Annotated in this window: 13 protein-coding genes and 3 pseudogenes; 4 read left to right on the top strand and 12 right to left on the bottom strand. The window is 58.4% G+C overall.

The window, feature by feature from the left end; all coding sequences use genetic code 11:
• Positions 1–36 precede the first annotated feature (36 nt).
• Together XH93_RS09955 and XH93_RS43005 are read right to left on the bottom strand one after the other, a co-directional pair.
• Entirely contained in the window at positions 37–276 is a 240-nt protein-coding gene (locus XH93_RS09955; protein WP_194473357.1) for a transposase, read from the bottom strand.
• A gap of 33 nt (positions 277–309) precedes the next feature.
• Positions 310–1,664 (bottom strand): annotated as a pseudogene (locus XH93_RS43005) (IS110 family transposase).
• Between the two features lie 1,358 nt (positions 1,665–3,022).
• On the opposite strand from XH93_RS43005, the gene XH93_RS09945 reads away from it, so the two are divergent.
• Complete coding sequence (locus tag XH93_RS09945; RefSeq protein WP_194473356.1) at positions 3,023–3,514, top strand: hypothetical protein; 492 nt, start codon at positions 3,023–3,025, stop codon at positions 3,512–3,514.
• 511 nt (positions 3,515–4,025) lie between these two features.
• On the opposite strand, the gene XH93_RS42700 is transcribed toward XH93_RS09945, so the two are convergent.
• From XH93_RS42700 to XH93_RS09935, 3 genes and pseudogenes are all read right to left on the bottom strand, one after another.
• Positions 4,026–4,154, bottom strand: a complete 129-nt coding sequence (locus XH93_RS42700; RefSeq protein WP_256436600.1) for a hypothetical protein — start codon at positions 4,152–4,154, stop codon at positions 4,026–4,028.
• A 28-nt stretch (positions 4,155–4,182) separates the two neighbouring features.
• Positions 4,183–5,861: pseudogene (locus XH93_RS09940) on the bottom strand (MFS transporter).
• 52 nt (positions 5,862–5,913) lie between these two features.
• Positions 5,914–7,182: an FAD-binding oxidoreductase gene (locus tag XH93_RS09935; RefSeq protein ID WP_194473355.1), complete on the bottom strand. Its 1,269-nt coding sequence runs from the start codon at positions 7,180–7,182 to the stop codon at positions 5,914–5,916.
• Positions 7,183–7,621: 439 nt separating this feature from the next.
• Here XH93_RS09935 and XH93_RS09930 point away from each other — a divergent pair, with 439 nt between their 5' ends.
• The gene (locus XH93_RS09930; protein WP_246799546.1) at positions 7,622–8,605 is read left to right on the top strand and encodes a glyoxylate/hydroxypyruvate reductase A; all 984 of its coding nucleotides are present in this window, start codon (positions 7,622–7,624) and stop codon (positions 8,603–8,605) included.
• A 55-nt stretch (positions 8,606–8,660) separates the two neighbouring features.
• Here XH93_RS09930 and XH93_RS43000 read toward each other — a convergent pair whose 3' ends face one another.
• The 6 genes from XH93_RS43000 to XH93_RS42995 all read right to left on the bottom strand — a co-directional run bounded on the left by XH93_RS43000 (position 8,661) and on the right by XH93_RS42995 (position 14,273).
• Positions 8,661–8,768, bottom strand: a complete 108-nt coding sequence (locus XH93_RS43000; RefSeq protein WP_194475072.1) for a transposase — start codon at positions 8,766–8,768, stop codon at positions 8,661–8,663.
• A gap of 1,218 nt (positions 8,769–9,986) precedes the next feature.
• A complete protein-coding gene (locus XH93_RS09920; RefSeq protein WP_194473354.1) occupies positions 9,987–11,429 on the bottom strand; it encodes an MmgE/PrpD family protein in 1,443 nt (480 codons plus the stop codon).
• Between the two features lie 151 nt (positions 11,430–11,580).
• On the bottom strand, positions 11,581–12,633 hold the full coding sequence (locus tag XH93_RS09915; protein ID WP_194473353.1) for a phosphotriesterase: 1,053 nt from the start codon (positions 12,631–12,633) through the stop codon (positions 11,581–11,583).
• A gap of 410 nt (positions 12,634–13,043) precedes the next feature.
• Positions 13,044–13,181, bottom strand: coding sequence for a hypothetical protein (locus tag XH93_RS09910; RefSeq protein ID WP_194473352.1), 138 nt, complete (start codon positions 13,179–13,181; stop codon positions 13,044–13,046).
• An 87-nt stretch (positions 13,182–13,268) separates the two neighbouring features.
• Positions 13,269–13,586, bottom strand: a complete 318-nt coding sequence (locus XH93_RS09905) for a hypothetical protein (RefSeq protein ID WP_371814961.1) — start codon at positions 13,584–13,586, stop codon at positions 13,269–13,271.
• A gap of 450 nt (positions 13,587–14,036) precedes the next feature.
• A complete protein-coding gene (locus XH93_RS42995; RefSeq protein WP_371815110.1) occupies positions 14,037–14,273 on the bottom strand; it encodes a M24 family metallopeptidase in 237 nt (78 codons plus the stop codon).
• Positions 14,274–14,318: 45 nt separating this feature from the next.
• On the opposite strand from XH93_RS42995, the pseudogene XH93_RS09900 reads away from it, so the two are divergent.
• Positions 14,319–15,389: pseudogene (locus XH93_RS09900) on the top strand (IS3 family transposase); the annotation flags it as partial.
• Here XH93_RS09900 and XH93_RS42990 read toward each other — a convergent pair.
• Positions 15,371–15,730 (bottom strand): aminopeptidase P family N-terminal domain-containing protein, encoded by a 360-nt coding sequence (locus tag XH93_RS42990; protein ID WP_371814960.1) that lies wholly within the window; start codon positions 15,728–15,730, stop codon positions 15,371–15,373. The pseudogene XH93_RS09900 and the gene XH93_RS42990 overlap by 19 nt on opposite strands.
• Before the next feature lie 811 nt (positions 15,731–16,541).
• Between XH93_RS42990 and XH93_RS09890 the strand changes: the two genes are divergently transcribed.
• The gene (locus tag XH93_RS09890; RefSeq protein WP_194473350.1) at positions 16,542–17,345 is read left to right on the top strand and encodes a shikimate dehydrogenase; all 804 of its coding nucleotides are present in this window, start codon (positions 16,542–16,544) and stop codon (positions 17,343–17,345) included.
• Positions 17,346–17,760 lie beyond the last annotated feature (415 nt).

The following is a 17,760-nucleotide window of genomic DNA, read 5'->3' as shown; positions in this document are numbered from 1 at the left end:
CTCTCCGCAGCTATCCGCGCCTTCTTCGCGTCCGAGCTAACTCGCCCCGCGGCCCTGAGCCTTCAACTCGAGATGGATACGCGGGCTGCCATAACGCCCGCGGGTGTCGCGGTGGACCCGCCTGATGTGGTCGACGAGGTCACGATTGGCAGCAGATCGTCGGCTCTCTCGGCGCGAGCGCCAGGCATAATAGCCGGCCGGCGAGACGCCAAGCACGTCACACAGGAGCGTCACCGGATAATCGGCGCGGCGATCTTCGATGAAGCGGACTCTCATGTCCGTGTTCCAGCAAAGATCGCGATCGACTTCCTAAGAAACAGCCGGATCGGGGGCGCCTGGAATGGCCTGTAACACGAAGCCCAGAGATTTGGCTCGGCGCCGAAGGTGAGCGAAGACACGGCCGCGATATTGCTGCTCATTGTGATCCGCGCCGGGGTCTCTGCATGCCGGGCCGGAGGGTGTTGTAGAATAAAACTGCGATCTTGCGGGCAATCGCTGTCACCGCCTTTGACTTACCCGCACGTGAGGGCAGTCGGCGGTAGAATGCACCGAGCGCCGTATAGCTCCGCCCGACGGTTGTTGCTGCCAACCGCAACAGTGCGGCTGCGCGACTGGACGATCTCCGTGTGCGCGAGGACAACACCTTGCCGCCAGAGATTTTGTTGCCTGGTGCAAGGCACAGCCAGGAGGTAAAGTACTTGGCGCTCGGTCATGCTTGCAGAGCGGTGCCACACTCACCGACGAGCTTCAATGCCAGCGATGGACCCAATCCATGGATCTCGGTCAGATCGACGCCGAGCACGCCGTACAGCGTGGTCCTGCCATCGAAGGTAGGCGCGTTGATCTGTTTCGGTCTTGATGTGTGGCTTGAATAACTCCGACCGACTTTGCGCTTTTATTGTTCAGCGCCGCGATCAGGACCTGCGGTCGCAGTCCAGCATTTTCGCCTGGTAGACGTCGTAGAGTTCAAGCGATTAGGTCAGCGCGAAGACATGTTCGTGCCGGTCGTTGCCCACCAGTGCCGCACGGACCGTCGCGATGGATGAATGGCATCGCGCGTCCCGATAGGTTGCCAAGACGTCAGGATTCCGCTCGCCTACAACAATCGCTCAGATAATACGCACGCCGGTTGCGCCCGTGATATTCGTGACCACATGATGGAGTTGATTCATCTCCATCAGGGCCTTCTGCATATGCTGGATATGGGCGGCGGCATATTCCACCGGCCGCTCCCGTTAGCGCAGATACGCGCGCAGGGTTGCGATCTCGGCATCAGGTCGTAAGCCGCCGCGGCGTAACAGGCCACAGGAGTGAAGCTGGCGCAACCACGCGGCATCGCTGACATCGGTCTTGCGCCCGAGGACGTTCTTGGCGAACGCGCATTGACCAGAATCACCTCAAACCCGCTGCTTCAGGATCTCGTAGACCGGGATCCAATAGACCCCGGTGGATTCCATCGCGACACTCGTAACGCCGCACGTTTTGAACCAGTACGGCAGCTCATGCAGGTCTCGCGTGAATGTGCCGAAAGTGCGCACAGGCACGTTGGTGCAAGTGGGGTTCACCGCGGCCATGTGCATCTTTGATCCGATGTCGATGGCGCCGGCCCCGACGTTGACCACCCTAAGTTCCGGGCAGTCGCCGGCCGTCCTCTTCCTGAGCATGGCAATCCTCCGTTCAATGATGAGCAGGAGGGTCTGGGCTATCCCAATCGTCATCTTCCTAATCGGGATCGTCGCCAAGACGACGTCACCACTCTCAAGTTCGCATGCACCCATGGACCATGTTTTTTTACGGGGATTGTGTCCAATAATCGAGCGGCCGCTACCCTCCCAGCCGTCCAGGATAGCGCGAGGCTGTTTCTACGCCGCACAGGTGCGCGACGGTGCTAGACCGTTTTTAAAATGTCGCGCTCTATGCGCAGCCGTTCGTTCTCTCGCTGCAAACGCGGCGTCTCTGCCGCGTGGTCCGCCGACGGCAGCGTCGCCTGCGTTGTGAGTGCCGCGTCGCCGCCGTCGGCTCCAGCCGGGCCCCTCGCTGCTCCACCCACCGCCGCAGCACGGAATCGCGCAGGCCAAGCTCCTTGGCGACATCCGATCGAGCGCCCGCTCGACGCTACGAGATCAATCGCTTGCCGCTTGTAGCCGTCCGTAAAACGACCGACGTTGACGTCCTTCCGTTCCACACTTCATGGCTCTTCGAGCCTACTACAGGTGTCCATCCATTCCGAGGAAGTTCACCGGAAAGCTCCTAGATGCAAGACAACCTAAGGGTTGAACGCTCATCACGGGGCGCGCCGCGATGGGGTGCAAGCGAGTTATATCAATTCTCTCACAGGGTACAAAATTGCGTCGCCGGTCAACTACTAACCTTACCAATTGATGAAAAAAGCACGTCAACTATTTGTTGACTTGTGTCGCGCGGATCAATTGTCAACTGAAAGCACTCCAGCATGCAAATCACACTCGGTTCTTGCCTGGGACCTGATCGATACGCTGATGCGGCGCCACTGGTTCTTCAGCAATTTCCACCATCGCCGTTACGAGATTAAGGCGAGATGTACGAGCGAAATAGCGTGTCGTGGTACGGCGCCCTGCTATGGAGGACGCGCAACAGCTATCCAGACGACTTATTCGTATTATTGGTTCGGGTTTGGAGTCCCGCGACAGCAGTCGTGCATTCGATTTTGGTGCCGCCACGGGACAGATGGCATTCCCTTGGTGCGTCCGGTTGCCGACGTGGTTTCCTTCGATCCAAGCGACAAAATGGTTCATCCAAATTGACCACGTCTTCGAGCGATCTCTAACAACAAAGGAGCAGAGCTATGATCACCGTCGGGGTCATTGTCCTACCATCAAAGTCGTTCCGTCGTCCCGCGGGGGACGCGGGTAGTTCAGATTCCTATCCTTGCCGGACCATTCTACACGTCCTTTGCGGTGTAACCACTAGGGACGTGGTGCACCCCGTTCCAAATCCGGCTTTGCTGGCTCCGTATCTAGAGGGTGCGCTAAAATTGCAGGAAATGGGCGCCAATCTTGTCACAACGACGTGCGGATTTGTTATCCCTCTGCAAGATACGATTGCAAAGCAGCTGCGGGTCCCGTTTATCGCGTCATCACTGCTGCAGATTCCGCTTGTGCACCGTCTGGTCCAGGGCCGAGTAGGCGTAATTACCGCAAACGATGAAGCGCTCACAAAGAACTATTTGCAATCAGCAGGCGTTTCCGACGCTGTGCCAACGGCAGTTCTTGGATTGCAGCGCCACAAGGAGTTTGCTGAACCATACCTGAATGGCAATGGCGGACTAGATTTCGAACGAATAGAAGCTTGCGTCGCCGGCACCTCAGCAGAGCTGCTGGAGCGCTTTCCCGATATCAAGGCGTTTGTCTGCGAGTGCCACAACTTGCCGCCATTTGCAGCGGCAATTCAGCGAAAAACTGGTAGACCGGTGTTTGACGTTCAAAGCCTCGTCAACTTTGTGCTGCACGGGACCAACAAACCCGCTTTCGTATAGGTACAATTTCAATCAGGGACATGAGTGGCGCGCTAACTAGCGTATCTATCCGCCAGGGCATTGCCAAATGCGGCTTGCAAGGACACCAGCGAAGATTTCTCAGTAGCCCTTAGCCATACATGCAGATTCTCAGGTGTTCGCAGCTCGGGCTGTCTCACTTTGGCCTATATTGGCGAGCTGCTCGATCTGCACAAGCCCGCGGCCTCTCCTTTGCTAAGGGACTCCGGCCTGCCAAGTGCGGCAGAACTCGTCCTTACGACCTTGGCGGCGCCTGATGAGACTGATTCACTTCGCGGTTGGGCCGAAGACGGCGGCTGCCATTACCTGTACAACCTCAATCTTCGCGCATTGATGGTCCCGCACTGGAACCGGCTTCCGTAGGCCTGATCGATGAGCACGTACGTCGGCATATCAAATGCAAGATAGTAGCTCATAGAGAGAGGGAAGTGATCGAACAAGCGCTCTCACACGACTTGCCCATACTCGCGGCTAATACACGAAACAGTCGTGATCAAACAACAAGCTGCTGAAATGCGCGGGAATGCGCAACCAGCATCGGATCGATCAAGGACTCGCCGAGCTCGCCGTACCGGGACGGTTTCGAGCGCCATTGTTTGCACTCGACGGCCATCACGGCCATCTGCAACGCATCATGAATGATCAACTCCTTAAGAGGCCGGCAGCTTGCGCGCTCCATCCGACTGCCTAGCCACCCTCCGCATCAGTGTCATCCTACCGGCGTACCAGCCGGTCGGTCGCTCGAGCATGCGGTGGACGCGCACCGGGACGGAACGGACATAAAGGGCCATCGCCTGCTGATCCATTACGCGCTCCGACTGCGTCGAGCGGTTGCGCCGGCGCAAGCAGTCGACCCAGGTCGGGCAGTTATAGCGCTCGGTCCATGGTTCGGGAGCTGCGATGTTGTATGCGATCGACCCATAGGCGCCGTTGCGCTGGCGTAACAGCTGCACCTCCTGCATGATGTAGTGAAACATCCGCGCATTTTCCTTCGAAACCTGATACTGGATCTCGACTGCCAAGGAGCTGTTGCGCCTGGTCGAGGCCAGCCCGCACCTCGGGATCCCTAAGGACCACGGGCTCCGCGCCCCGCGCGCCAATGCGCGGCAATGGGCAGCCACATGCCAATGAACGGCGAGGCCAGCATCAGAGCGGCGGAGACGAGAAGGGCCATTTCGATACCGGCGGCATTGGTCAGATGGCCCCAGCCCCAGCTGCCAACGGCAACCGCGCCTGCTCCCGCCCCTTGGTAGGCTGCGAGCGAGCGCCCCGCCACCCAACGCGGCGCCGATAATTGCACGCAGACATTGAGCAGCACTGCAGCCATCATCCAAGCGGCCCCCGCTACGACCAGCGCCGCCCCTGTCAACACCGGTGCGCGACTCAGCGCCACGGTGGCGATCGCCCCACCCATGGACAGTGCGCAGGCGCGGATCGCGGCCTCACCACTCATCCGCTTGCGGATCTCGGTGATCTTGAGCGCGCCGACGACTGCGCCCATGCCCAAGCTGCCGAGCATGAGGCCATAGGTCTGAGCGCTGCCATGCAGGAGATCGCGCACCACCAGCGGCATCAGCGCGATGATCGCGCTGCCGACGGCCCAGATCACCATAACGCGGACCAGTACGATGTTGATTACTGGCGAATTGCTGATGTGGCGCACGCCCGAAACAATCGCGCGGCTAAGGCTTTCAGGCGGCAGACTCGAGGGTTCAGCGTTGCGTTTCCACAGGAACAGCACGACAATCAGAGGCAGATAAAGTAGCGCGCTGAGCGCGAATGCGACCTCTGCGCCGGCGGACGCCACCACGATGCCGCCGATCGCTGGGCCAACGCTGCGCGCGATGTTGTAGCTAATGCCGTTCAGCGCTACCGCCGCAGGCACTGTTTCCGAGGGCACCTGCTCGCTGACCGAGGATTGCCAGGCCGGCCACATCAGTGCCACGCCACTGCCGACGATAAAGCAGAGCGCCAGCAGGAGATTCGGCGTGATCAGGCCGAGCCAGGCGAGCGTCGTCAGTGCGGTCGCGCCGACCAGCGATATCAAGAGCGACACTAGCACCACGATACGCCGGTCATGCATGTCGGCAATTGCACCGGCTGGCATCGCGATCAGTATGAGAGGCAGCATCGCCGCAGTCTGCACTAGCGCGACCTTGTCGGCCGAGGCGGTCATCTGCGTCATTGTCCAGGCCGCGCCGACATCCTGGATCATGCTGCCGATGTTGGAGAGGAGGCTCGCGAGCCAGATGCGCCGGAAGGTGACATGGCTCAGCGGCGCGGTGATGCCGTCGGTCTTCAACGTCTTGGGCTTAGGTGAATCGGTCATTTCGGCTCGTTCGTGGCCTGCTCTGGCTGTTCGATCTTTTGTTGTCGGTTCGTTAGACGCAAAGCGGCGTAGAGTCTTTCACCTCAAGACCAAAGCGCTCTGAATTGAGCCGCCTCGCATAGGGAGACGCGTTGCCTGTCACGAGATCGGCAACGATTCGTGCCGTGACCGCACCCAAGCTGAGTCCCCCATGTCCGTGACCTGTGACCACAAATATGCGACGATGGCCCGGCACCTGCTCGACGATGGGCACCGAGTCCGGTGTCGCCGGACGTTCGCCGCTCCAAACCTGGCAACCGGGTCGGGGTTTGAGCGTCGGTAGCAGTTTGCGTACTCGCCCCAGCGCTGATGAGAGCAACTGGGGTCGGGGTTTTAAACCTGGCCAGCCAAAGTGACTCAAGCCGGCAATCCGCGCCCCTCGTTCGCTGGGCGTAAGGACCGCACCCAGGCTTGGCAGACTAAGCGGCCGGCTGATGAATCCAGGCTCGACATCCAGTTCAAGATGGTAGCCTCGCTCGGCAATGAGCGGGATTCTGTGGCCACAATGCGCAAGGAGCTGCTTCGCGTTGGCGCCGGTTGCGAGAACCACCGTCTCGGGCGAGTAGCTTTCGCGAGCTCCCCTAACTAGCACCTCTCCACTTCCTTTGCATTCCAGATTCTGGACGCGTTCGCAGCGCAAGACGCCGCCGCGTTGGACGAATACCTCCGCGAGCTTGACGACGAACGCCGCTGGATTTGTCACGTGAGCCGCTCGTTCGATAAACGTAGCACAACGCGTCAACCCGCCAATGACGGGCTCCATCTTAACGAGATCTGCGTCGGACAGCATCCTAACAGCCGCGCCGAGCGAGGTGCGAATCGAGTTCAAACTGGTTGCTGCCTGCGCCTCAGAAGTTGAAAGGTGGACAACGAGGTAGCCACGCCTATTGATCGGCGGGAGGTCAGTCCGGAGTAGCAGCTCGTAGGATCGAAGTGCCTCGCGCCCTAAGTCATGAAGCAAGCTTGTGTTACGTTTGACCCTGTCCGGTCGAGTGGCCTTCGCGTACTCCACGGCCCAAGGCAAGAGTCTTGGCACTGATGCCCAATCGAGGGCAGCGGGTGAACTCGCTTTCAGGAATTGAGCTGGAAGCTCGGAAACACGAAACTGAGCGTTGAGAGGAAATCCTGTTGGAGCGATGACGCCGGCATTGCCAAAACTGCAGCCCTGCCCTGGGGCGTGCTGGTCCAGTATCAGCACCTTCAGGCCGCGCTGCTGGAGAGCCAAGGCTGCGGTGACACCGACCACACCGGCACCCACAATAAGGGCATCGATCTTTTCCACGTCCACCACCACCAAAAAGATTCAAATCTTAAGAGTTGGATAGGATGGCTATCAGATAGAAAACAGCATTCCGCAACCAGCTCACACTCGACCAGGCTCAAGCGCACCGCCGGCGCCTTGGGCCTCACATCGACAATCCCGCGAGCCACCAAAGTAACCTCAAGCACGCCAATCCCGCGAGGGTGCCCGCGAATTGGCAAGTCGCATGCCAGCGCCCACGCGCTTGACAATACTCACCTTTTTGGATCCCGCCTGTTGCCTATGCGACGCGTCTTGTCGGGTAGCTGACAGCGCTCTTCAAGGGAGCGCGGCTCGCATGCGCGCGCTCTTTAGCGATTACACCAATGAACTCTAACGCACGCGGCGGCAAGCAAATTGCATTGCTGCGTCGCGCCGGCTGAGGTGTCCGGCGATGGCTTTTGAATCATGGAGGATTCTCATGGCTGCAATCGAGAACACGACGCCCGATCGGCTTGCCAAAGAGGCGCGGTTGCGGTGCGCACTCGTCTCGAGCCGACTGGATTTGCGCCTTTGTCTTGGAGCCGAGATTTCGCGCATCGCCGATCAGGTTGAAGTGGTCGATCATAATGAACATAATGACACCGATGTTCGCCTCGCTCTGGCATGGCATCCGGCGGACGAAGCGTTTTCGGGTTACCCAAATTTGCAGGCGGTATGTTCGATCGGAGCTGGCGTAGACAATATTGTCCGCTGTCCGAGCCTAAAGCCTGACGTCGATGTAGTTCGCGTCGTCGATCCCGGACAGGCGCAGATGATGTCAGGCTTTGTCGCCTGGCACGTGATCGGCCATCAACGCGGCTTTGCTACCTATCAAACGCAACAGCGCGATCGCGTCTGGCAGCCTCGCCCGCAGCGCAACGTCGACAGCGTCCAGGTTGGCATCCTGGGCTACGGCGAGATTGGGCGCAAGGTCGCCGCCGATCTCGCATACCTCGGGTTTCCCGTGTTGTGCTGGAGCCGGACGGCCAAGCCGATGTCTGGTACGACGCGCAGCTACCATGGGTCGGCCGGACTTGGGGAGATGCTCAATGAAACCGAGGTGCTCGTCAACCTCCTGCCGCTCACGCGTGCAACCTGCGGCATCCTCGACGCGCAAGTGTTCACCAAAATGCAGCGCGGCGGTTACCTAGTCCAAATCGGCCGCGGTGAACACCTAATGGAAGCGGACCTGCTTGCGGCGCTCGACAGCGGTCAGTTGGCGGGCGCGGCGCTCGACGTCTTCGCGACCGAACCCTTGCCGCCGTCCCATCCCTTCTGGGAGCATCCCAAAATCACCATTACGCCGCATGACGCGAGCGACGTTAGCATGCACGCGGTCGCGAGCACGCTGATTGAGACCGCCAAGGCCATCTGCGTTGGCCGCCGGCCGCCGCGTGCCATTAACCGCGCCCTCGGCTACTAGACATAGACCTGGGCGCCGTTCACACTGCTCGTGGAAAAAGAGACGCAATCTCACCTTAACACAGCCCGGTCCGCGCGATTGAATTGCCGGCCTTGGTCATGCCACACGGCCTTATGGTGCCGCCGCTGCTGTGCTCACATGGAGCAAGGCCGAAGTCGGCGATGAGTTGCGTGGATCAGCGAAGCGGGAAAAATACCCAACCTCGGTGAGCATCCTAGCAGCGACAGTCGGACCGCTCCCCTTCGGCGCTTGCAGTGCCTGCATCGGTTTGGCCCACGGGAAGCCCTCGATCAATTCGCGGATTTGCTCCTCGATTAAAGTCTTGCGAGTCGCGTCTTGCTCAAACGCATTGAGGTAGGTTTGGAAATGCAATCTGCTGCGCCGAACGGCGCAAACGTTTCTGTTACAGAGCCGCATCCGGTTCCGACGTCTTAACGCAACTCGCAACGGAGCAAGACCAGCGCGAATGGCTTTTAAAGCGGTAGCGTTGTAAGACGAACTGACCCGATGGCTCTAATCGTTTGAGCTGAACATTGCTTCACTTGGTGGGAGTCCCGAGACAAAGTTGCCAATCTGTTTGTCAATCGTCTATGGCCGCTGGCCGTGAGACCGCACCATGAGAGGGTGTTTAAGACGAATGCGCGCGAGCTCATCGTCATGCATGCCGTCGTGCGCCAGCGCACCTTTGCGCTCTACCACCTCCTGGTGCCGCAGTAAGCCACCACCGCGGTAACCAGTAGTGTGACTAGAAGCTCGGTGGTTGCGCCACCGCGCCACACGATGCGCACCTCGGCTTTGTCCCGGGCCGCATGACGCACCTGTTCGATCGGACAGCGTACGGGCTTGCGATGATCTCTGAGGGACGCCGGGTTGTCCCACAGCGCCGGAAGCTGACTTCAAAAGGAAGCATCTTGGCATGCAGATCGTGAGAGACGTCCAAGGGTCCATTTGGCCTTGGGCCTCATGCGCTGAGCCAGCGCCTCTTTCGAACTCAGGACTGGATAAAACTTTGGAGCAAGGTCAAATACCAAGCTGCGGCCAACAAAGGCCCGCACCACTTGCGCGATCGTCCGTTAATTTCAACAATGTCTCGAAGATCAGCAACCCTTTAGTCCGACCCGCATGCGGCAATCGGCTATTCCAGGATCGTAGATCCCATCCCGGTCGGCGATCAAACAACGGCGGTGGAGTGCCAAGCTCGATTTACGGCCCGGCGAAGTCGCGTCCCTCACCCACGATGATATCGCAGGTCGCGGCGGCTCGCAGTTTTGCCAGGCAAGCATTCAATCGAGGCTTCCCGATTGCTGTCCGTACATATGAACGACAAACGCCCCCGTTGTTGCTCCCGGCTATGACTCACGCACCGCGCCGCGCAAAAGACTCACACTACGTCGTAGGACAGTGCGGCGCAGACAGGCGATAGGCTGGCACCCAACTCTGCTACCATTACAGTCTCAATCACGGGATCAGCGATCGAGCTTGGTAGGTTCGTGACACTCCGAAACTTCTCGACGATATCATCGTCACTGAAACGAGTTTCGTCGGACCACGGATCGCCCCACGCAAAGTCCACTTCAGCTTGGACTGTCTTCCCCCGAAACCTAACTTCGGCAAAAGTTGGAACCTGACGAAACTGACCCCGCACAAAATACTGTGCATATGTTGCCGCTCTAGGATTATCTACGATCTTAACTTTCGATCGGAGGTCTCTCGCTCTCCAATCTGACGCCCATCGCTCCAAGGTCCACTCAGGCCCTGGCGGTACGTCAAGTAGAAACATTGCAATTGCATGTGCAAAGCTGAATTGCCTAGCTACGAAGTTTGGAGGCTCCGGATTTAGAAACCTGTCTGAGAGCGCAGCAGTGTTGACACCTACAACGATCTCCTCGATTTCATCGATGTTAAAGTGTCCAGCTTTGCGCACTTTGTTCAGTGCGCAGAGCGCGTAATGATGCCAACGGCAGCTCGGCCAGGGTTTATACCCGATGTTTTCGAACGCCCACCTAGATCCTAGCTCTCCGACGATCCCGTTTGGCTCAATGCGTCGTGCTCCGACCATCTTAAAGATGCTCGACGTCCCGTCAAAAATTGATGCTAAGCCTGTCGATCCTCGCTCCACTGACTTTGCTGCAAAACCACCTGCCATCGCCGCCCAACCGCTATCGTAGTATTTCGTGTTTGGCAGCGCGATTTGTCTAGACCAAATCGGACCGATCGGAGTTGCTGCGTTTGAAGCGGCCACCCCGAACGTTTGCTCCAGTGCAGCGGCGCTCTGGTTGAGCAACCGTCCGGCCGCAGCAGATGCTCCAACTGTCGGTGCAAGGGATATCCCCCAAACCTCGGGCATCGAGGTAATTCTGCCTCCTTCAATCTCGATTTGAGTTCCGATATCGGAGATGCGGCCCGCCACCTCATAACCGCAGGTTGCAGCCAGGATAAGTTCCTTCGAAGTCAGGTTCATTTGTTCACAAGACGCCAGGGCCTCTCCGAATACGCTCGCTCCAAAATGCAGGCCCGCGATTGGCCCGCCGGGATATGTTTCGTCGAGATCAAGACAATTAGCTAGTCTGCCATTTCCGTAACTTGCAGCAGGCGACGTGAATCGTTTTCCTCCACCGGCGATTGTTGCGTCTTTGCTCTTTCCGAACAACTTCGCTGTGGAGAGAACCACTGGACCGATTTCACTGCGTGCTCCTGCGATCGTGCAGCCTAGAGTATCCAGAATAAAGCGTCGCGCCTCGTGCTTGATAGAGTCTGGCACACGTTCCAAAGTCAGCTCAGATACAAACTTTGCCAGCGGCGCAGTAATTTCCACCATCTGCATTTATCCCGTCCTATTTCCACTGCAAAGGTTCACTTCGTCACCCCATGCTTTGGAATCGTTGAACCGCCCTACTGTCCCGGCCGAAGCAATTCGCTATGGACGGAACCATTGGATCGACTCCGTCGGTGCATCCGCATCGCGCAGCCTCACACTATCGAAGAACGCGCCGCGCCTCTGCTTGATAGATTCCGGCACGCGTTCCAGTTTGCCGCCGTTTCGGCAGACTCTCACCAGCAAAGAACCGTCGAGGATTGTCCTCCAAGATGGAGGCGATGTCCGTTTGGTGGACGCCGCGAGCACGCAGCATCGGGATGAAATCGGTGAACATGTAGGTGTGCGCTTGCCAGAGTCCCTGTGACTTGAGGTGTTCGATCTTGGCGATCTCCTCGGTGGTTAGCTGGCGCGTCGCTGGCTTGCCGAGATAGCCGCACAGGCGGTCCATACTCATCATGATCTGCGCACGAAATCCATCGTGCACGAGCTTCGCCAGGGTGTCGGCGCGCACGTCGTCCCGCTGTACGTAGTCCATCCCGATTTGATCGAATCCGACGTAAGAGCCACTGTCCACGATCCGCCGATGGTAGCCATAGTCGGGGTTGGCGCAGCAATGGCCAATCAGGCAGCGATGGGCGGCAATGCCACCGGCCGCGAACAGGTGCTGCTGTTCTGGCCCAGCGCAGCCCTCCGTAGTGTGGGTGATGATCGGCACCCCCGTCACCTTCTGCGCGATGCAGACAGCGGCAATAAACTTCTTCTCTTGATCAGTGACAACAGGCGCGCTCGTCGAAACCTTAAGGGCGCCGGCCTTCACACCGCTGTCACCGATGCCGGTGGTGATCTCGCGGATATAAAGCTCGGCGATCTCGTCGACGGTGCGGGCGCGCCAGTAGAACGGCAACCCCCTTTGCTCGTAATAAAATCCAGTGGTGCAAATGATCTGCATGCCGGACTTTTCGGAAACCTTCTTCATTAGGGTGACGTCGCGACCGAGTTCGATTGGACAGGGGTCGACGAAGGTGCGTACGTTATGCTCTTCACGCAGTTGCGCTAGCCGCCGGGCCGCCTCCTCGATCAGTTCCTCACGGCTGAATTTAGCGAGTGGATCGAACCAAGCGCCAGGAAAGGCTATGAACAGATGCTCATGCATTAATGTGCGTCCGAGGCTCTCAACCGGGATCGGCCCTGTTACCGTCTGAACCATCATGCGCGGCTTCTCCTCACGATGTACGCATTGGCAGGGTGGAGGAACGCGTACCCAGGACAACGTAGGGGCACGGGCAAGAATTCGTCTTCGAACAATAGGCGTCCTAGCTCAACCATTGCTTGCGATCCAACAACCTGATCAATCGGATAAAGTTACTTGCCGTAACATTGTACCAAACAAGACAAGCTCCAACGTCTTACCAACGCCAGCGCTAAGGGCTACAGGGAAGTCCTTGAAGTCCGAAAGCTGAAGGTTGTTCACCGGGTTTTCGTTTGGCTTGGGTAATATGCGATACCGCTCGTGTCGACAAACGTGGCCACAGCAAGAGTAGATGCCTTCCGAACAAATCGCGAGGGATCGACTCGAGGGCTCATACCCCAACTTGCCCACACTGCATTTAACTACAATGGTCACGCAATCGACAGACCGGCAACCACCAATCCTTGCAGTTGCAGTATTGATTGCAGGTGCAGGCGCGTGTGTCTTCGGAGCTCGAGTCCTGAGCGGTTTTTGCGGTCTTCTTCTTTGTAGATCTTGACGAGCTTCATCAAGTTTTCCGTTCAAAGTCGGTGACGGAAGACGCCGTCTTCCACGCGATAGCCCCAGATCACCTCACTTCCATTTCATTGACGACGTCAGCGGGCTTTAGAGCGGCCCGAACTGTGGCGAGCATAGTCGATGAAGGCATCGCACAGCACATAGTGCTTATCAGTGTCACGCCCATTGAGAAGCCCGCCCTTGCCGCGCCCGATCGCCCACACCTCCGTAGTGTTCCGACTTCTTGCAGTAGGGTAGCACGTCCTCGTTGACCATCCGCGATTGCCTTGTTGGCTCCAGGCGTCGTAAGCGAGCGGCTGACCGCGCAGCATGCCGTTGATCGAACAACTGCCGCCCCGTCCGAGACTGCGCGGAAAAGGAATGCGCCGGCCGGCCATGCCTTCTCCGGCTTCCATCTCGAAGTTCCAGTTGAATTTCTTGTGGTTCGGGAGCTTGGCGTCCCCTGCGGAGATGTCGATCCAAATCGACTTGTCGCGCGCCCCTCGAGCAGCAGGACTTCACGTTCGCTTCCTCGCTCAGGCGATTGGCCATCACGCAGCCCGCCGAGCCACCACCAACGATAATGCAGTTCCACATCGCCTGTGATTACCTCGCTTTCGTCCACCAATTTTCTTCGATCGGTCGTCGACGATTCCAAATCCGTTCATCACAGAGCAGCACCACCCGAGAGCTCCCACTGCCGGGACGTGGCTGATTGTGATCTGGGGATTCGAGTAAGCCCATTGAAGACTGGGTCCGAACCCATTTAGCAGAAAAAGCGTTCCCTTACCCTCGGATTGGCTCGCCAATGATCGAGATTGGGGAAGGAGGGAAACCCAAGGTCAGCAAGCGCGGGCCCTCCTGCGTTACCACGAACAGATCCTCAAGATGATACACCGCGCCGGCGTGACACCCGCCTCAATGTTGAACACCATCCCAACTTCTAGCTTCGTCTTTTCGCCAGGCCGGATCAGGGGGAACTCGTGAGGTTCAATGCTAAAGCTATGATCAATCCACGGCGTTCTAAAGTCCAGCCCGAGCTGCTTAGCCCGTTCCCTGCAGAAGAAAAAGGGCTCTTCCGCCGCTGACCTGCCACTGCGTATTTCCTCCAGATCGAGTTAGAGCCCGGCCTGAAGAAGGACGGACAGATGAAACGAGCAAGGTTCACGGAAGAGCAGATTATCGCGGTGCTGAAGGAGCATGAGGCTGGGGCAAAGACGGCCGACCTGGCTCGCAAGCACGGAATCTCCGAAGCGACGATCTACAATTGGAAGGCCAAATTCGGCGGCATGGATGTCTCTGAAGCCAAGCGGTTGAAGGCGCTGGAAGAGGAGAACACGAAGCTGAAGAAGCTCCTGGCTGAGCAGATGCTCGATGCGGCCGCCCTTCGCGAGCTGCTTTCAAAAAATGGTAGGGCCCGCCGCCAAGCGCGCTGCGGTCGCGCATCTGCAGGCCGTCATGAGCCTGTCGGAACGGCGGGCCTGTTCGATCGTCGGCGCGGATCGGAAGATGATCCGCTATCACTCCAGCCGCCCTCCGGATGCGGCTCTGGGCGGCCGATTGCGCGATCTCGCCAACGCGCGGCGGCGGTTCGGCTACCGCCGGCTGTTCGTTTTGCTGCGGCGGGAGGGCGAGCCATCGGGAATCAACCGGATTAACCGGCTTTATCGGGAGGAAGGGCTCACCGTCCGCAAGCGAGGGGCCCGCCGCAAGGCCGTGGGGACCCGGGCCCCGATCCTGGTGGAGGCCAAGCCCAACGCCCGCTGGACTTCGTCCACGACCAGTTCGCCAACGGGCGGCGCTTCCGCATCCTCAACATCGTCGATGACGTGACCAAGGAATGCCTGGTCGCCATTCCGGATACGTCGATCTCGGGACGGCGCGTCGCCCGCGAACTGACAGCGATCGTCGCACGACGTGGCAAACCAGGAATGATCGTGTCCGACCATGGCACCAAGTTCACCTGCAACGCCATGCTGGCCTGGAGCAAGGACACGGTCATCGACTGGCACTTCATCGCGCCAGGAACGCCGATGCAGAACGGCTTCATCGAGAGTTTCAATGGCCGCATGCGCGATGAGCTGCTCAACGAGACCCTGTTCTTCGATCTGGATGATGCCCGCACCAAAATCGCCAACTGGGTTGCCGATTACAATATCCGGCGGCCTCACTCGTCGCTGAAATACCTCACCCCTGCGGCCTATGCCGCCCACCTTAGTGGCAGGTCAATCGATACCAATTGTGCCGTGATCCTTTCCGACATCAATGAGCACGTCTGCGAGCGCGTCCGCCGGGTCGTCCACAAATTCGGTATAATGCGAACGTTTTTGATCCAGCTCTGATTAATCAGCCGCTTCCGCTCGCCTGTAGCGACCAGCAAAACCGGCTCCGCGGCCGCAGGCAGGATAGCAATCGTCTGACGCCTCAGATACGAGACGCTCATTATGAAACTACCGACCGCATACACGAGGTTTTCCGGACTCGTGGCGACAACTGCATCAATGCCAAGTTCGTTCACCAAACTCCTAAGAGCTGATGTATTAGGAAGCGGATGGGGCATTGACTTCAAACAGATCAGTTCATGAACATCGGGCTCCTGCTTGATTAAACTGTGGACGAACCGTCTCCGGCGACGCCAATACCAATTTCGACGCAATCAGCACCAGATTGGAATCACTGTTGAAATAGGCGCTCCGATCCGACTGCGGAAAGGAAACGCCGTTTGCTGCAGAGCCACGCGCTGCGTACCCGCTTTTGCGACTCGCTGTCCCCATTTTCGGGTCGAGTGCTAGCAATGATGCCCGTCGTAGCAGGTGAGCGTATCGCAGTCGACTACAAACTTTCGCCGACTCTGCACAGGCACCAGCTACGAATCCTCGCTGCCTGGTCCTCGTTAGTGAGACTCAAAATGGCCTGTTTAGCCATCGCTGATCCTATATAGGGGAGCGCATGGTCAAGAGCCCGATCCGGATCCATCAGTTGATCCACGAAACGCCGTCCGTTGGTCGACCAGCGCCATGGTCTTTGAGCGACATGATGAAAACCACCTATTCTGAGCCTGAACATCACAAGGCAGTTTGCTCCGATATCCTTGCCGTTCGCTACCGAGCGCATCTCGGTTTCGAACGTTGACACCCTGGATAAAGACTTGCTGATGACCCTGACCATCTTGGCTTGTGATCGACGACGCGCGCGTGCAAGTATTTTCTTGGCGAGCTCGCCTATGAGGTAATCGTTCGAGGCAGATCTTCGGCGGACCCGAAGCTCACCGCATTTGAGATCGGCCCACGCTGGGGGACCCGGCAAAGTTTAAGGAGCAACCCGGCGCTCTGCTCCCGTAATGATGATCGACGAACATGATTGGAGGTATGATGGCAGTGCTCGGTCACCTTATTGATGGTAACAGCAGGGTCTACGGAATCATCGCCGATCCGATAGCGCAAGTTCGCGCACCTGACGCGATGAACGAAATCATCGCGGCGCGAAAAAGCAATGCTGTCTTCGTGCCTTTCCACGTCCATGCGGGTGACCTGTCCGTCTTTGTTGCTGGGCTGAAGGCGTGGCGGAACCTTCCCGGCTTCACGCTCACCGTGCCTCACAAGGAAACGGCCCGCGCTCTATGCGATCGCGTTGGGCCAATGGCCGCGATTACGGGATCGGTTAATGTTGTTCGCAAAGGCTCGGACGGCGCGTGGGAGGGTGAAACTTACGATGGCCTTGGTTTCGTGTCAGGACTTAAATCCGAAGGTATTGATCCTGCAGGCGCCTCCATCTATGTTCAAGGTGCCGGTGGGGCCTCCAAGGCTATCGTCGCGGCACTTGCCGATGCCGGTGCTCGGCGCATCGCCGTGGCGAACCGCTCGACGATCAGAGCCACTATCCTGATTGAACGCTTAGAAACGGTATACCCGGGTCGCTGCGTTATCGCTGGGCCCGCCGATTTGGTTGGCGCAGACATCGTCATCAATACAACTTCGCTAGGGTTGAATGAGAACGATCCTTCCCCAATCGACACATCGGCACTTCACTCAAGACAGATTATTGCCGAGGTAATTATGCGCCCCGATACCACAGCGCTCCTCGAGGTGGCACAGGCACGCGGCTGCCGCGTCCACAAAGGCGTCCACATGCTTACCGGCCAAGTTCGCGAGATTGCCAACTTTCTTGGCATTTAGTCCGAGCGCACGGACGGATTGTCGAGTTAGTGGTGGGGCTGTGCACGATCTGGTCCGCTCGTGCGCGGCAGCAGAGTGAGAGTAGTAGCAGCCCAATATTGCACTCCACCGTTTATTACCGTGTCAAACGCGTGATCCCGCCGCTGGCTACCAAGGCACGCAAGTGGGGACTATTCGCGGGGGAGTGATAGGTCACACGGACCTAGCTCAGCGGCCGGAGCGTGCCCGTCATTCGTCGCGTATGGAGCATAAGCCGGAAAGTCTCCGGTAGTAGGCCCTCTGGCGCGACCGCTCTGCGGCGAGGGGCGCTCGATGAGCGTCGACTGCGAGTCACGACCCACCAGGATGAGATTGCCTCTATGATACGGCGCCCCTCTCGTGCACTTGCAAATCGGCCTCGCCAAGACTCATGCTG

The sequence above is a fragment of the Bradyrhizobium sp. CCBAU 51753 genome, from assembly GCF_015291565.1.
In the GTDB taxonomy this organism is placed as follows: Bacteria; Pseudomonadota; Alphaproteobacteria; order Rhizobiales; family Xanthobacteraceae; genus Bradyrhizobium; species Bradyrhizobium ivorense.
Note: the sequence above shows the minus strand (reverse complement) of the source record. Positions and strands in the feature narration are given on the sequence as shown.

Coding starts and splice junctions, on each gene's coding strand:
- XH93_RS09955 (WP_194473357.1), bottom strand. CDS start 276: ATGAGAGTCCGCTTCATCGAAGATCGCCGCGCCGATTATCCGGTGACG.
- XH93_RS09905 (WP_371814961.1), bottom strand. CDS start 13,586: ATGGAAGCCGGAGAAGGCATGGCCGGCCGGCGCATTCCTTTTCCGCGC.
- XH93_RS09915 (WP_194473353.1), bottom strand. CDS start 12,633: ATGATGGTTCAGACGGTAACAGGGCCGATCCCGGTTGAGAGCCTCGGA.
- XH93_RS42990 (WP_371814960.1), bottom strand. CDS start 15,730: ATGCCCCATCCGCTTCCTAATACATCAGCTCTTAGGAGTTTGGTGAAC.
- XH93_RS42700 (WP_256436600.1), bottom strand. CDS start 4,154: ATGGCCGTGATGGCCGTCGAGTGCAAACAATGGCGCTCGAAACCGTCC.
- XH93_RS09890 (WP_194473350.1), top strand. CDS start 16,542: ATGGCAGTGCTCGGTCACCTTATTGATGGTAACAGCAGGGTCTACGGA.
- XH93_RS09945 (WP_194473356.1), top strand. CDS start 3,023: ATGGGCGCCAATCTTGTCACAACGACGTGCGGATTTGTTATCCCTCTG.
- XH93_RS09920 (WP_194473354.1), bottom strand. CDS start 11,429: ATGCAGATGGTGGAAATTACTGCGCCGCTGGCAAAGTTTGTATCTGAG.
- XH93_RS09930 (WP_246799546.1), top strand. CDS start 7,622: ATGGCTGCAATCGAGAACACGACGCCCGATCGGCTTGCCAAAGAGGCG.
- XH93_RS09910 (WP_194473352.1), bottom strand. CDS start 13,181: ATGAAGCTCGTCAAGATCTACAAAGAAGAAGACCGCAAAAACCGCTCA.